This window comes from Mycolicibacterium doricum (assembly GCF_010728155.1).
Taxonomy (GTDB): Bacteria; Actinomycetota; Actinomycetes; order Mycobacteriales; family Mycobacteriaceae; genus Mycobacterium; species Mycobacterium doricum.
Window position 1 is genome coordinate 389,769 of record NZ_AP022605.1, and the last position, 14,524, is coordinate 404,292.

General features: G+C 68.5%; 17 protein-coding genes. 9 read left to right on the plus strand and 8 right to left on the minus strand.

The features are described from left to right. Positions 1-17 precede the first annotated feature (17 nt). The 6 genes from menE to G6N07_RS01940 form a co-directional block, all read right to left on the minus strand. The gene (gene menE, locus G6N07_RS01915; RefSeq protein WP_235849892.1) at positions 18-1,106 is read right to left on the minus strand and encodes an o-succinylbenzoate--CoA ligase; all 1,089 of its coding nucleotides are present in this window, start codon (positions 1,104-1,106) and stop codon (positions 18-20) included. A gap of 47 nt (positions 1,107-1,153) precedes the next feature. After that, positions 1,154-1,312 carry a hypothetical protein gene (locus tag G6N07_RS01920; RefSeq protein WP_163784045.1) on the minus strand — a complete coding sequence of 53 codons (159 nt, stop codon included), beginning with the start codon at positions 1,310-1,312 and terminating at the stop codon, positions 1,154-1,156. Between the two features lie 139 nt (positions 1,313-1,451). Further along, positions 1,452-1,823, minus strand: coding sequence for a VOC family protein (locus tag G6N07_RS01925; RefSeq protein WP_085192163.1), 372 nt, complete (start codon positions 1,821-1,823; stop codon positions 1,452-1,454). Between the two features lie 35 nt (positions 1,824-1,858). Continuing rightward, positions 1,859-2,734: an SDR family oxidoreductase gene (locus G6N07_RS01930; RefSeq protein ID WP_085192162.1), complete on the minus strand. Its 876-nt coding sequence runs from the start codon at positions 2,732-2,734 to the stop codon at positions 1,859-1,861. Positions 2,735-2,918: 184 nt separating this feature from the next. Continuing rightward, complete coding sequence (locus G6N07_RS01935) at positions 2,919-3,965, minus strand: sensor histidine kinase (protein WP_244949033.1); 1,047 nt, start codon at positions 3,963-3,965, stop codon at positions 2,919-2,921. A gap of 137 nt (positions 3,966-4,102) precedes the next feature. Further along, entirely contained in the window at positions 4,103-4,759 is a 657-nt protein-coding gene (locus G6N07_RS01940) for a response regulator transcription factor (protein ID WP_085192160.1), read from the minus strand. A 754-nt stretch (positions 4,760-5,513) separates the two neighbouring features. Here G6N07_RS01940 and G6N07_RS01945 point away from each other — a divergent pair. Both G6N07_RS01945 and G6N07_RS01950 read left to right on the plus strand, forming a co-directional pair. Next, positions 5,514-5,960: a hemophore-related protein gene (locus G6N07_RS01945; protein WP_235849884.1), complete on the plus strand. Its 447-nt coding sequence runs from the start codon at positions 5,514-5,516 to the stop codon at positions 5,958-5,960. Positions 5,961-6,121: 161 nt separating this feature from the next. Further along, positions 6,122-6,334, plus strand: a complete 213-nt coding sequence (locus G6N07_RS01950; protein ID WP_133055564.1) for a hypothetical protein — start codon at positions 6,122-6,124, stop codon at positions 6,332-6,334. Positions 6,335-6,363: 29 nt separating this feature from the next. Here G6N07_RS01950 and G6N07_RS01955 read toward each other — a convergent pair whose 3' ends face one another. Together G6N07_RS01955 and G6N07_RS01960 are read right to left on the minus strand one after the other, a co-directional pair. Further along, on the minus strand, positions 6,364-6,738 hold the full coding sequence (locus tag G6N07_RS01955; protein ID WP_235849882.1) for a hypothetical protein: 375 nt from the start codon (positions 6,736-6,738) through the stop codon (positions 6,364-6,366). 218 nt (positions 6,739-6,956) lie between these two features. Then, complete coding sequence (locus G6N07_RS01960; RefSeq protein ID WP_085192155.1) at positions 6,957-7,868, minus strand: 1,4-dihydroxy-2-naphthoyl-CoA synthase; 912 nt, start codon at positions 7,866-7,868, stop codon at positions 6,957-6,959. A 118-nt stretch (positions 7,869-7,986) separates the two neighbouring features. Here G6N07_RS01960 and G6N07_RS01965 point away from each other — a divergent pair, with 118 nt between their 5' ends. The 7 genes from G6N07_RS01965 to G6N07_RS01995 are packed head-to-tail and all read left to right on the plus strand — an operon-like array spanning position 7,987 to position 14,516. Then, positions 7,987-9,597: an amidohydrolase gene (locus G6N07_RS01965; RefSeq protein ID WP_085192154.1), complete on the plus strand. Its 1,611-nt coding sequence runs from the start codon at positions 7,987-7,989 to the stop codon at positions 9,595-9,597. Positions 9,598-9,636: 39 nt separating this feature from the next. Beyond that, positions 9,637-10,599, plus strand: a complete 963-nt coding sequence (locus tag G6N07_RS01970; protein WP_085192216.1) for an o-succinylbenzoate synthase — start codon at positions 9,637-9,639, stop codon at positions 10,597-10,599. Between the two features lie 14 nt (positions 10,600-10,613). Next, positions 10,614-11,003 carry a nitroreductase/quinone reductase family protein gene (locus G6N07_RS01975; protein ID WP_235849880.1) on the plus strand — a complete coding sequence of 130 codons (390 nt, stop codon included), beginning with the start codon at positions 10,614-10,616 and terminating at the stop codon, positions 11,001-11,003. A gap of 10 nt (positions 11,004-11,013) precedes the next feature. Beyond that, positions 11,014-11,796, plus strand: coding sequence for an alpha/beta fold hydrolase (locus tag G6N07_RS01980; protein ID WP_085192153.1), 783 nt, complete (start codon positions 11,014-11,016; stop codon positions 11,794-11,796). A gap of 2 nt (positions 11,797-11,798) precedes the next feature. Beyond that, complete coding sequence (menD, locus tag G6N07_RS01985; protein ID WP_085192152.1) at positions 11,799-13,442, plus strand: 2-succinyl-5-enolpyruvyl-6-hydroxy-3-cyclohexene-1-carboxylic-acid synthase; 1,644 nt, start codon at positions 11,799-11,801, stop codon at positions 13,440-13,442. Between the two features lie 32 nt (positions 13,443-13,474). Then, complete coding sequence (locus G6N07_RS01990; RefSeq protein ID WP_099050271.1) at positions 13,475-13,951, plus strand: DUF3592 domain-containing protein; 477 nt, start codon at positions 13,475-13,477, stop codon at positions 13,949-13,951. Between the two features lie 55 nt (positions 13,952-14,006). Beyond that, on the plus strand, positions 14,007-14,516 hold the full coding sequence (locus tag G6N07_RS01995) for an SRPBCC family protein (protein ID WP_085192150.1): 510 nt from the start codon (positions 14,007-14,009) through the stop codon (positions 14,514-14,516). Positions 14,517-14,524 lie beyond the last annotated feature (8 nt).

A 14,524-nucleotide genomic window follows, 5' to 3' on the forward strand; every position in this document is an offset into this window, starting at 1 on the left:
TGCGCGCTCAGCGCGCGTTAGCTGAATTGCGCGCTCAGCGCGCGGCGGTCCACCTTGCCGATCCCCCTGCGCGGCACCTCCTCCACCACGTGCACCTCACGCGGTGCCGCGGTGGCGTCCAAGTCGGCCGCGACGTGCACCCGTAACTCATCCGCCGTCGGCGCCGACGCACCCGGTGCGAGGACGATCGCGGCCACCACCCGCTGCCCCAACCGCTCGTCGGCCACCCCGAAGACCGCGCAGTCGACGACCGCCGGGTGGCGCGACAGCACCGCCTCGACGAGAGGGGGCATCACGGTAAGTCCCCCGGTGCTGATCGCGTCGTCGACACGGCCCAACACCCGCAGCACCCCGCGCTCCAGCGCACCGACGTCGTTGGTGCGGAACCAGCCCGGCTTGGCGAAGGGGTCCGGCGACACGGGGTTGCGGTAACCCTTGGCCAGCGTCGCCCCGCCGAGCAGGACCCGGGACCCCTCGAGACGCACCTGCACCCCGTCCAGCGGCACCCCGTCGTAGACGCATCCGCCGGCGGTTTCACTCATACCGTACGTCCGGACCACCGAAACCCCGGCCGCAGCGGCCTGCTCGTCCAGGCCTGCGGGCATCGGCCCCCCGCCGACCAGCACCGCGTCGAACGTGGTGAGCGCTGTGGTGGCCGCCGGATCGCGCAGCGCCTTGTCCAGCTGGACGCTCACCAGCGACACGTATCGCCGTCCCGTACCCATACCCGCCGCCGCCGACACCAGATCCGACGGCTCGAAACTCGCCGGCATGGCTACCGGCCGCTCACCGGCAACGACACTGCGCACCAGGACCTGCAGCCCGGCGATGTGATGGGCGGGAAGGGCGAGCAGCCACCGACCCGGCCCACCCAGCCGGGCATGGGTGGCGTGCGCGCTAGCGGTCAACGCCGCGGCGGACAGCATTGCGCCCTTCGGGGTGCCGGTGGTGCCCGAGGTCGGCACCACCACGGCGACGTCGTCGTCGATCGGCGCACCGGCCAGCAGCGCCTCGCTCAGCAGCGCGCGGTGGCCGGTCTCGTCGGCCGGGATGGGCAGCAACGCCGGGCCCCGGCCGTTCAGCACGTCCTCGATGACCGGGAGCACCTCGAGCGCCGCAGCGCCGGACGGAACGGCGAGGGCCCGCAGGACGGCTATGCGCCCTCCCCGGATTCTCGGTCGTCGAGCGGCCAGCTGCCTGCGGCGAGCCGCTCGCGCACCCGGTCGGTCTCCGCCGGGGCGGGCATGTCTGCGGTGATCCAGGCGAGGATGCTGGCGAGGAAGTTGGGCACGTGCGTCACTTTCCCGGGCATGCCGAAGAGCTTCGCCCGCAGGCAGTCGATGGTAACTCCGGCCGACGGGGTTGGCGACGGCGGGCGGTGATTTGGACCCTGGTTCCGGCCTGGCCGCGACGCCAAGCCGGCCGTCGGCCGCACCGGTGCGCTGACACCGTCAGCCGCGGGTGTCGCGGCGCAGCGGATGGTCGTCGGGCACCTGCACGAAGATCAGCGTGACGCCGTCGGGATCGGTCACGTGCATCTCGTGCAGTCCCCACGGCTCCTGGCGGGCCTGCCTGGCGATCTCGACGCCGCGGCCGCGCAACTCGTCCTGCACGGCGTGGAGGTCGCGTACCTGCAGCCACAGGGTGCCGCCGGCGTCGGGGCCGCCATGAGCGGCAAGTTCGATCAGTGATTGACCGGCGTAGAACACGGTGCCTGCGCCGTACTCGCGGGCGATGGCGAGCCCGAGTCCGTCACGGTAGAAGCGCAGCGACCGTTCATAGTCCGCCGGCCGGAACAGCATCCGGCTGGCCAGGATCTCCATAGGCCCTGTCTATCACTGCGACGGTCACCGGCCGGTCAGGCCTCCGGCTGCAGCCCCTGGCGTTTGACGACGGCGTTGAACCACGTCGGCGCCAGCGAGTCGAGCGCCCGAGCGGTGACCGCCATCCGTGGCGTGATGCGCACCGGGCGGTTACGCGCCGCGTCGATCATCCAATCGGCCGCTTCGGTTGCGGTCAGCCCCGGCACACCGTCATAGGCCCGAGTCGGCGCGATCATCGGTGTCTTGACCAGTGGGTAGTACAGCGTGGTGGAGTGCACACCTTTGGTGGACCACTCGGTCTCGATGACGCGGCTCACCGCCGACAGCGCCGCTTTGGAGGCGTTGTAGACGGCGAACAGCGGGGAGGCCTCACTGAACACGCCCCAGGTCGCCACATTCACGATGTGGCCGTCGCCGCGCTCGATCATGCCCGGCGCGAGTCCGCGGATCAAGCGCAGCGGTGAGTAGTAGTTCAGCGTCATCGTGCGTTCCACGTCGTGCCAGCGGTCCAGCGATTCCGCCAGCGGGCGGCGAATCGACTTGCCGGCGTTGTTGACCAGGATGTCGACGCCGCCGAGTTGTGCCTCCACGTCGGTCACCAGCGCGTCGACGGCATCCAAGTCGGACAGATCGCACGCCCGCGCTGTGGCATCGCCGCCGGCAGTGGTGATCCGTTCGACGAGCGCGTCGAGCAGATCCTGCCGGCGCGCGACCACCACCACCCTGGCACCGCATCGGGCGAACTTCTCGGCCGCGGCCTCACCGATCCCCGAGGAGGCACCCGTCAGCACGATGCGCTTGCCGGCGAGTTCGACAGAGGCGCGCGGTTGCAGGAACTGCTCGGCCCGCGAGGGCCGCATACCGGCCAACAGCAGGCTGTCGGACAAGCGGCGCAACGGGTTCTTGCTCACCGGAGAAGTCTAGGCGGCCGGCACGACCACCTCGGGGTGCATGCGGCCATGCCGGCGCGCGTGTCGAGACAGACCGCGCGTGTCGAGACAGACCCCGCGTGTCGAGACAGACCCCGCGTGTCGAGACAGACACAGAAAGCGGCTATCGAGGTCGGTGAGGTAGTCGGTGAGGTAGTGGTGTGTCCTAGCGGGAGAGGGGGATTGTGACGGTGACGGTCAGCCCGCCCGTCCCATGGGCAATCGCTTCCACGTCGCCGTGATGGCTCTGGACGACTGAACGTGTGATCGACAGGCCAAGTCCGGCGCCTCGGCCCGCCGCTCCATGCTTGGGGTCGGTGAGACGTTCGGAGGTGGCGAGACGGCGAAACGGCTCGAAAAGACCATCGACGTCCTCGGGTGCAATGACCGGTCCGGTGTTCTCGACGATCAGGCGCGCCGACGACCCGCTTGCGCCGACGGTGACTTGCAACCAGCCGTGCTCGGGGAGGTTGTAGCGCACCGCGTTGTCGATGAGGTTGTGAGCGATACGTTCGAGCAGCGTCGGATCGCCGGTCACGCTTACCGGATCAAGCTGTGAGGTGATCTTGACGCCGAAACGCTCGGCGAGCGGTGATGCGGTGTCGATGGCCCGCCGAACGATGTCAGCGAGGTCAACGCCTGGCCTCAAGTCCAGCTGGTGCTGGCTGCTGGCCAGCACCAGCAACCCATCGATGAGTCGCTCGTTGCGAGCATTGACTCCCAACAGGGTCGCCCCGAGTTGCCGAGTGGATTCAGGTGTGTCCGGATCGTCGAGCGCGACTTCGATCAGGGTGCGGTTGATCGCCAGCGGTGTACGCAACTCATGGGAGGCGTTGGCGACGAACCGCCGTTGACCGTCGAAGGCACGATCGAGTCGCTCCAGCATCGCGTCGAACGTGTCGGCGAGATCCTTGATCTCGTCGAAGGGACCGTCCAGTGCGATGCGCTCATGCAGGCTGCGGTCTGCCACGCGGCGAGCGGTTGCGGTGATCTGTTGCAGGGGACGCAGCGCCCTTCCTGCCAGCAGCCAGCCCAGGCCGGCGGCCGCGATGCCCACGGCGACGAGGGTGACCACGGAACGCACCAGCAAATTTCGCAGGGTTTCGGTGCGTTCCTGGGCAGCCTGCTCGGTCACCGCGGCAAAGATCCGGTCGGCGATCGGATGGCTGCCTTGCCCCCGATCGTCAAGGAACCGGCTGACCGCCTCCTGCACTCCCGCACCGGGCGGATCTTGCAGTGACTGCTGCACGTTGAAGTACATGAGCGCGACCAGGATCACGCCGCAGAGGAAGAACGCGCCCGCGTAGAGCACCGTCAGACGCAGTCGAATTGTTGATCTTGGTCTGCTGTTCATGGGATGCGGTAGCCCACACCCGGTTCGGTTTCGATCACCGGAGGTTCTCCCAACTTCCGCCGCAGCATCATGATCGTGTAGCGGACCACTCCGGTGAATGGATCGATGTGCTCGTCCCACGCTTTCTCCAGGAGTTGCTCTGCAGACACGATCCCTCCCTCGGCGCGCAGGAGTTCGGCCAGCACAGCGAACTCCTTGGGTGACAGCGGCACGGGGCGATGGTCGCGTTCCACAGTCCGGCGATGAGGGTCCAGCCGAATCCCGCTCCGCTCCAGTACCGGGGGCACCGCCGGCCGGGAACGCCGCGCCAATGCCTGCACCCGGGCGGTCAGTTCCGCGAAGGCAAAGGGCTTGGTGAGGTAGTCGTCGGCACCGAGGCCCAACCCGTTGACTCGATCAGCGATGGCGGTGGCAGCGGTGAGCATCAAAATCCGTGTCGCCGCGCCGCTTTCGACCAGCGATGTGCACACCGAGTCCCCAGAGACCACCGGTAAGTCGCGATCCAACACGATCACGTCGTAATCGTTGACAGTGGCACGCTCCAGCGCCGACGCGCCGTCATAAACCACATCCACGGCCATAGCGTGGCGGCGCAGCCCCGAGGCGATCGCATCGGCCAACAACGTTTCGTCTTCCACCACCAGAACGCGCATGACGACATACTGCCTGTTCGACGCGTTGGCGCAGTGTGAGAGCGCCGCCGCAGTGAGAGGCGCGCCGAGCTTGGATTAGCTCGACGCGCTCCCATTTCACCGACGGTTTAGATGAGACCCGGCCCGGGAAGACCGAAGCCTGCCCCGGGGAGCAAGCCCAGGCCAGAAGCCGGACCACCGAAGCCGCCCAACCCGGGCCCGGGAAGTACCCCAATCCCGGGGGCGCCGACACCGGGCCCTGGCAGAATACCTGGGCCAGGCGCACCGAACCCCGCACCGGGAAGCAGTCCCAGACCCGACGCGGGTCCGCCGAAGCCGCCCAGGCCGGGGCCAGGCAGGATTCCCGGCCCGGGTGCACCCCAATCCGGCCCAGGATCAGCCCCCGCCACACCGGCGGTGGCTGCGAAAGGCAGCATCGACAGCGCAGCGGCACCGATCGCGACTCCGATTGCGCGGCGTGCCATAACACGTACCTTTGTCACTTCGTTGCCTCCTCAATTCCCGTAGGAGCACAATCACTCCTACTCAGGCGATGGTAGCGACGAGGGCGTTTGGGCGGTGTGAGGTCAAAGAACGCCGGATTCCTACCGGGGAAACGACGTCAACCAAGCGCGACGGCGCGAAGTCACTCCAGGCGACACCGACACCACCGACACCTGCGGTCACCGGGCTTACTCCACGGGTGTTCCGCGCCGTCGCCGGGCCCGGCGCATGCGGCCGGCAACCCCCTAGCGCCAACCAAACGGCTGAGGGTGTGGACTGGGGAATCGCCCGCCCAACCGGCGGTACCGATACCCACGAAGGGGACAGCACCGTGGAACGTTCGTCAGTTCTCAAACCCGCCATGACGCTCGTCGCGACTTTTGGCGTCGCCCTCATGGGGCCGACTAGCGGTGTAGCCGGCGCCAAACCTCTCGATCCGGTCATCAACACCACGTGCACCTATGACCAGATCGTCGCGGCCCTCCGCATCGAGGCACCAGATCTGGCAAGCGCCTTGGATGCCCATCCCGAGGCCCAAACCAAACTGCGTGAGTTCGTTGCACTCTCGCCGGAGCAACGTCGAGCACGTGTCGACCAGCGCCTCAATGCCCATCCGGAGTGGCGCACCACCCTGGAACAGAAACGCGCCACACCTCAGGGGCAGGAGAAAGAACAAATGCTCCTGCGGATCGCCGATACCTGCCACAACTACGCGTGAGTGACGTGTCGTGCTCCGGTGATTGCATCGGGCCGCCTCACAGTTCGGTGTATGGCCTCGACGAGAACCAACCGTTGAACACCGGCCAGGCTCGCGAACTGGCTACGGCACCACTCGCTGCGGCGGCCGAGCTCGACGGGTTCCGCTGCTTCGAAGGATCCATGCGGCAACTCCCGGGTCTTACCTACCGGGACAGTTCACCCGTACTGGTCACGATCACCAGCACCCAACTTCCGGACGGCACCATCGAAGGCCGATCCATCCGCATGTCCGGGCCTCACTGGGACGACGAGATCGACAGCCAGACGGCACGAACCATCGCCCGGGCGCTACTGGATGCTGCTGACGACCTCGATCGGCTACGGCAGCACTGAGACCAATTCAGGTGGTCAGTTTGATCACATCACCAACTAGCCATGCCTGGGCTGTTACGCGCAGGGCCCATGGAGATACCGGTCCCAATACCGCCCGTGATCGACGGCACCGCCCGCAGGCTGTCCTTCACCTCACCACCAGGGGGTGCCATCGGCGAACCCTCGGCCGAGCGGCGCACGTCGGAGGACCCAGCGTTAGCGACACCTCTGTTGCTGGTGCGGACGCCGCCTTCGGGCGCCGGGTTGGCGTCGAACACCGGATTCGGCTTACCGCCGATGTCGATCACGTCGGCATGGGCGGTGCCCGCGCCGAACACGAGGACCGCCCCTGCCAGCGCGAGCGCACCCGCCACGGCGACCGCCGATCTCTTGGGCCGACCTGCGAAAGCATCGTCACGTCGCACTTCGGCTTCCCCTTTTTTCCGCGGGATCCTCATCCCTGACCTCGAATGCCGTCTTGCGAACCATATCAGCGAATGGTCGTCGTGCAGGGCTGTCGCACCAGACAGGGGAAGCGTTACAGCGCATACGGAAACGGCCTGACGTTCGGCGGTGGATCAGCCAAAATCGGCCTGCCACAGGGCGTTTGGACCGCCGAATCCAATCGCCGCACCGCGTGCCGTCAGAAGTAGCGCGGGAACGCCGACCAGTCCGGGTCGCGCTTCTCCAGGAACGCGTCGCGGCCCTCGACAGCCTCGTCGGTCATGTACGCCAGCCTCGTCGCCTCGCCGGCGAACACCTGCTGACCGACCAACCCGTCGTCGACGAGGTTGAACGAGAACTTCAGCATCCGCACCGCCTGCGGGGACTTGCCGTTGATCTCGGCCGCCCACTGCAGCGCCTCGGATTCCAGGTCGGCGTGGTCGACGACGGCATTGACCGCGCCCATGGCGAGCATCTGCTCGGCGTCGTAGGCGCGGCCGAGGAAGAAGATCTCCCTGGCGAATTTCTGGCCTGTCTGGCGGGCGAGGTACGCGCTGCCGAATCCACCGTCGAAGCTGCCGACGTCGGCGTCGGTCTGCTTGAACCGGGCGTGTTGACGGCTGGCGAGCGTGAGGTCGCAGGTGACATGCAGGCTGTGCCCACCGCCGGCCGCCCACCCGTTCACCAGGCAGATCACCACCTTCGGCATGAACCGGATCAGCCGCTGCACCTCGAGGATGTGCAACCGGCCCGCCCGTGCCGGGTCGACCGACTCGGCGGTTTCCCCAGCGGCGTACTGATAGCCGGTGCGCCCGCGGATGCGCTGGTCGCCCCCGGAGCAGAACGCCCAGCCGCCGTCCTTGGCGGACGGGCCGTTGCCGGTGAGCAGCACCACCCCCACGTCCGACGACATCCGAGCATGGTCGAGCACCCCGTACAGTTCGTCGACGGTATGCGGACGGAAGGCGTTGCGCACCTCGGGCCGGTTGAAGGCGACCCGAACCGTCGGCTGCGGGGCACCGTCGACGACGTGGCGGTGATAGGTGATGTCGGTCAGGTCGAACCCGGGCACCGGCTGCCAGACCGACGGGTCGAACGGGTTGTCGCTCATGTCAGGAACCTACGTGATGGTCTTCGAACCGTGATGGTGTGTGAACGTAGTGGGCGCTCGATTTCTCGATTTCTGTCGCCTTGCGCGAATTCCCGGGTCGCTTGGCTACGATGCGGCAATGGCGACCGCCGACCTCGTTCTGACGGGGACCGTGCTCACCGTCAACGACGCACAACCCGCCGCCGAAGCGCTCGCCGTCGCCGGCGGGCGCATCGTCGCGGTGGGAGACCGCTCCGGGATCGAGCGGTGGATCGGCCCGGACACCGAGGTCGTCGACGTCGGTGCGGGCTGCGTGCTGCCCGGCCTGGTGGAGGCGCACGGGCATCCGCTGATGGAGGCCGTCGCCCTCTCTGGTCGAATGGTCGACATCCGTCCGGTGACGATGACTTCCGCCGACGAGGTCGTCGCCGCGGTGCGCACCGAAGTGGCCGGGCGCGGACGGCAGGGTTCTTACCTCAACGGCTGGGACCCGTTGCTCCAGAAGGGCCTTCCGGACCCGACGCTGACCTGGCTGGACGGTCTCGCACCGGACAGTCCGCTCGTGATCGTCCACAACTCAGGCCACAAGGCGTTCTTCAACAGCGTCGCGGCCGAACGGGCCGGTCTGCACCGCGACATCCCGGATCCGAAGGGTGCGCGCTTCGGCCGCGACCCCAACGGCGAACTCGACGGCACCGCCGAGGAGACCGCCGCGGTGTTCCCGCTACTCGCCGGGGTGATCGCGCCGAGTGACTACCCGTCGAAGCTGGTGGCCGAATGCGCGCGGTTGAACCGCGCGGGCCTCACCACGTGTTCGGACATGGCGTTCGATCCGGTGTTCCGCCCCATCCTCGACCAGCTGCGCGATGAACTGACTATCCGGTTGCGCGCGTACGAGGTCTCCAACCCGCAGATGACCACTGACGCGCATCCGGGCGACGGCGACGACATGGTGCGCCAGGTCGGCATCAAGATCTGGGTCGACGGGTCACCCTGGATCGGCAACATCGACCTGACCTTCCCCTACCTCGACACCGCGGCCACCCGAACGATCGGGGTGGTGCCGGGCTCGTGCGGGCACGCCAACTACACCCGCGAGCAACTGCGCGAGATCGTCGGCGCCTACTTCCCGCTGGGCTGGCAGATGGCTTGCCATGTTCAAGGCGACGCGGGGGTCGACACGATCCTCGACGTCTACGAGGAGGTGCTCGAGGCTCATCCCCGAACCGATCACCGCCTGCGCCTAGAACACGTCGGCGCGATCACCGACGAACAGTTGAAGCGAGCGCACGCCCTCGGTGTGACTTGCAGCATCTTCGTCGACCAGATCCACTACTGGGGCGACGTCATCGTGGACGGGCTTTTCGGCCCGGAACGCGGGAACCGGTGGATGCCGTGCGGATCGGCCGTCGCGACCGGCATGCGGATCTCGCTGCACAACGATCCACCGGTCACCCCGGAGGAGCCGCTGCGCAACATCAGCGTCGCGGTGACCCGCAGGGCGCCGAGCGGACGGGTCCTCGGGCCTGAGCAACGGTTGACCGTCGACCAGGCGATCCGCGCCCAGACCCTCGACGCCGCGTGGCAGTTGTTCGCCGACGACGTGATCGGTTCGATCGAGCTGGGCAAGTACGGCGATCTGGTGGTGCTGTCGGCCGATCCGCGCAGTGTGCCGCCGGAGGACATCGCCGAACTCGACGTCCTGGCCACCTATCTGGCGGGCCGCCGTGTCTACGCCGAACAACTCTGACAACTGCCAGTGTCGTATGAAACCGGCGAGACTGGCGGCGTGCACCCCACCCTCGACGACCTCTTGGACCGCCTGCACGTCGTCGCCCTGCCCATGCGGGTGCGTTTCCGGGGCATCATGGTCCGTGAACTGGCGTTGATCGAGGGGCCGGCCGGGTGGGGGGAGTTCGGGCCGTTCATCGAATACGCACCGCCGGAGGCGTCGACGTGGCTGGCGGCCGCGATGGAGGCGGCTTACGCGGCGCCGCCCGCGGTTCGGCGCGACCGGATCCCGATCAACGCGACGGTGCCCGCGGTGAGCGCCGCGCACGTGCCCGAGGTGCTGGCGCGCTTCGCGGGCGCGCGGACGGCCAAGGTCAAGGTCGCCGAACCGGGGCAGACGCTGGCCGACGACGTCGACCGGGTCAACGCCGTGCGGGCCACGGTGCCGACGGTGCGCGTGGACGCCAACGGCGGCTGGACCGTCGAAGAGGCGGTGGCCGCGGCGGCGGCGTTGACCGCCGACGGACCGCTCGAGTACCTCGAACAGCCGTGCCGGACAGTGCCGGAACTCGCCGAATTACGCTCGCGCATCGACGTTCCCGTCGCGGCGGACGAGAGCATCCGTAAAGCCAACGATCCCTTGCATGTGGTCAGGGCGCAGGCGGCCGACGTCGCGGTGCTCAAGGTGGCACCGCTGGGCGGGGTGCGCCCACTGCTCGACATCGCCGCGCAGATCGAGATCCCGATCGTGGTGTCGAGCGCACTGGACTCGGCGGTCGGTATCTCACACGGTTTACGTGCGGCGGCCGCGCTGCCCCGGCTCCAGTACGCCTGCGGACTGGGGACCGGCGGGCTGTTCGTCGAGGACGTCGCCGCGCCGTTGATTCCCGTGGACGGTCACCTCCCGGTGGCGGTGGTGGTACCGGACCCGGACCGCCTGACGGCGTTGGCCGCAGGACCCGAGCGCCGGCAGTGGTGGATCGACCGCGTCGCCGAATGCCTGCAGGTACTCGAACCTTGACAACATGTTATTCCGTGGGGTGTGGGACCCGGCGCTGCAGGCCGTCCGCACGGGTAACGGCCGCCGGACGATGTCTGCATAGGATCGCCGCCTGGGCATACCAGAGGTGGAACCGACCGCCGGCTCGCCGATGCTGGAACTCGGCGCACGACTGCTGCGCCCCGGCCGGTGCGCTACCTGGTTCGTCACCTCGTGCCGCGCATCGACCCGCCGCTGCTGCGCCTGTCCGGCGGCCGGGTGGTCGCTACGAGGGCACGTTCGTCGGCGAGGAGGTCACCGGCGCCGAGCGTGACCGGCTGTGGGAGCTGGCGAAGAACTGGATCCCCAGCTACACCGACTACGAGAAGTCGACCCAGGGACGCACCATCCCGATCCTCGCGTTCACCGAGATCGCCCTCCAGTAGCGTCGGTCGCGTGAATCTCGCATACGACGATCGCGGCACCGGCATCCCGGTGCTGTTCATCGCCGGTCGCGGCGGCGCCGGACGCACCTGGCATCTGCACCAGGCGCCGGAGTTCGTGCGCAATGGCTACCGGGCCATCACCTTCGACAACCGCGGGGTCGGCGCCACCGAGAACGCCGAGGGCTTCGGCGTCGAGCAGATGATTGCCGATACCGCCGCGCTGATCGAGAAGCTCGATGCGGCACCGGTCCGGATCGTGGCGGTGTCCATGGGGTCCTTCATCGCCCAGGAACTCATGCTGGCACGCCCGGAGCTGGTCCGGTCCGCGGTGTTGATGGCCACCCGCGGCCGCCACGACCGCGCCCGCAACTTCTTTTTCGAAGCCGAGCGTGAACTGGTCGACGCCGGCGTCACCCTGCCGCCGCGATACGACGCCAAAGTTCGTGTACTGGAGAACTTTTCATCGAAGACGATCAACGACGACCGCATGATCGGCGACTGGATCGAGATGTTCACCATGTGGCCGACCAAGTACACGCCGGGGCTGCGGACACAGGGGTCGGTGGGGCCGAAGGACAACCGCCTGCCGGCCTATCGCAGCATCCGGATCCCCACGCTGGTGATCGGTTTCGCCGACGACGTGCTGCTGCCCCCGCATCTGGGCAAAGAGGTCGCCGACGCGATGCCGCACGGCCGCTACCTGGAGATCCCCGACGCCGGCCACCTCGGCTTCCTCGAGAGGCCGCAGGAAGTCAACGCCGCGGCGCTGAAATTCTTCGCCGATATCCTGTAGCGATGAACCCCTCGACGGCACAGGCCCGGGTCGTCGTCGACGAACTCGTTCGCGGCGGCGTGCACGACGTCGTGCTGTGCCCGGGGTCGCGTAACGCGCCGCTGGCCTTCGCCCTGGCCGATGCCGACCGCGCGGGACGGCTGCGTCTGCACGTCCGCATCGACGAACGCACCGCCGGCTTCCTGGCGATCGGGCTGGCGGTCGCCGACCAGGCGCCGGTGTGCGTGGCGATGACGTCGGGCACCGCGGTCGCGAACCTGGGCCCCGCCGTCGTCGAGGCAAACTACGCCCGGGTCCCGCTGATCGTGCTGAGCGCCAACCGGCCCTACGAACTGCTGGGCACCGGCGCCAACCAGACTTTCGAGCAGCTCGGCTACTTCGGCAACCAGGTCCGCGCGAACATCAGTCTCGGCCTCGCCCCAGAATTCAGCTCGGGCGGTCCGGGCGATATGACTTCCCTCAACGCGCAGTGGCGTTCGGCGACGTGCCGGGTCGTCGTGGCGGCCACGGGCTCGCGCAGCGCCAACGCCGGTCCGGTGCAGTTCGACATCCCGTTGCGCGAACCGCTGGTGCCGACGTTCGACGACGACGGCTGCTGCCCGCCCGGCCGCCCCGACGGGAAGCCGTGGACCCACACCCCACCCGTGACGTTCGACCAGCCGCTCGACATCGACGTCACGTCCGACACCGTGGTGATCGCCGGGCACGGCGCGGGTGTGCATCCGAATCTCGCCGAGCTGCCCACCGTTGCCGAGCCGACCGCGCCAACGGCGGCCAACCCGCTGCATCCGATGGCGTTGCGGCTGCTGCGGCCCAAGCAGGTCATCATGCTCGGCCGCCCGACGCTGCACCGGCCGGTCTCCGCGCTGCTCGCCGACCCCTCGGTGCCGGTGTACGCGCTGACCACGGGTCCGCGCTGGCCCGACGTCAGCGGTAACTCGCAGGCCACGGGCACCCGCGCGGTCACCAGCGGGACCCCGGATCCGGCCTGGTTGCGGCGCTGCGCGGAGGTCAACCGGCACGCCGTCACCGCGGTGCGCGAACAACTCGCCGCCCACCCGCTGACCACCGGCCTGCATGTCGCCGCCGCGGTGGCCGCCGCGGTCCGGCCGGGCGATCAACTGGTGCTGGGCGCGAGCAACCCGGTGCGTGACGCCGCGCTGGTCGGGTTCACCCCCAGTGGTGTGCGGGTGCGCTCCAACCGCGGGGTCGCCGGCATCGACGGCACCGTGTCGACGGCCATCGGCGCCGCGCTGGCCCACGACCGCACCGGTGGCCGCACGATCGCGCTGATGGGCGATCTGACCTTCGTGCACGACAGTTCCGGTCTGCTGATCGGGCCGACCGAGCCGACCCCCCGCGACCTGACGATCGTGGTGTCCAACGACAACGGTGGCGGCATCTTCGAGTTGCTCGAACAGGGCGACCCGCGGTTCAGCGACGTGTCGTCGCGGGTGTTCGGCACCCCGCACGACGTCGACGTCGGCGCGCTGTGCCGCGCTTACCACGTCGACAATCGCCAGATCGAGGCCGACCAGCTCGCCGACGCGCTCGACGAACCGCACGAGGGGCTGCGGGTGCTGGAGGTGAAAGCCGACAGGTCGTCGCTGCGCGCGCTGCACGCCTCGATCAAGGCCGCGTTGTGAAGCTGCCCGAAGCGTTGGCGACCGTCCAGCGCATGGTCGTCCCGCACCTCTACGGGGACGAGGACCAGACGCGGGCCGAACGCGTCATCCGGCGGGTCCGCATCGGGGTCGTACTGGCCGCGGGCCTGGTCACGCTGCAGTCGGTGCTGATGGTCGTCGGCGCCTGGCGTAACGACCGTCAGATCGAACGGCACCTGGGTGTCGCCGAGGCGACGGTGCTCAGCGCGGGCCCCCGCCGGTCCACCATCGAGTTCGTCACGCCGGACCGCGTCACCTATCGTCCCGAGCTCGGCGTGCTTTACCCGTCGGAGTTGGAGACGGGAATGCGCATCTATGTCGAATACGACCGCAACAACCCGGACCTGGTGCGGGTCCGCGACCGCGACGCGTCGCTGGCGATCATCCCGGCCGGTTCCATCGCGGTGGTCGGCTGGCTCGTCGCCGGAGGCGCGCTGATCGGTCTGGCGGTACTGCAGAAACGACTGGCCCGGGAGCCGCAGCCGGTCTGAGGCGTTTGGCCGTTCCCCCGCCGGGTATCGCCCCGCGCGACGGAGGGAGCGGGACATGTCGATTCTGGAGGCCGCCAAGGACCGGGCCACCAACTTGGCCGCAGGCGTGGTCAGCTTGGTCGGCGACAAGACGCCGGCCGACGCGAGCAACGGCCAGTCGGTGACGATCAACGCCGACGTCGTCGAGGTCGAGGAGTTGTGGCGTGACGCGCGACGCCTGTCGATCGTCCTCGGCGAACTCGGCGACGTCGAGTACACCGAACCCGACCGGTACCGATGGAAACTGCACGCAGGGCCGGTGGAGACCACGTGGGAATCCCGGATCCACAGCACGGACGGCGGATTGCGGTTCACCGGTGACGACGGCAACGAGATCCTGGTCAGCTTCCGGCCCGCGCCGAAGCACCTCGGCTCCGAGGTGACCTTGAAGACCAAGACCCCGGCGCCCGACCTGCTCTCCGGGGCGCTGGCGTTCAAGCTGCTCTACCGCTGCCGGGCGCTACTGCAGACCGGCGAGGTGCCCACCATCGGCAAAAACCCCAGTGCGCGGCCGTCCGCGCGGTAAGGAAGGTC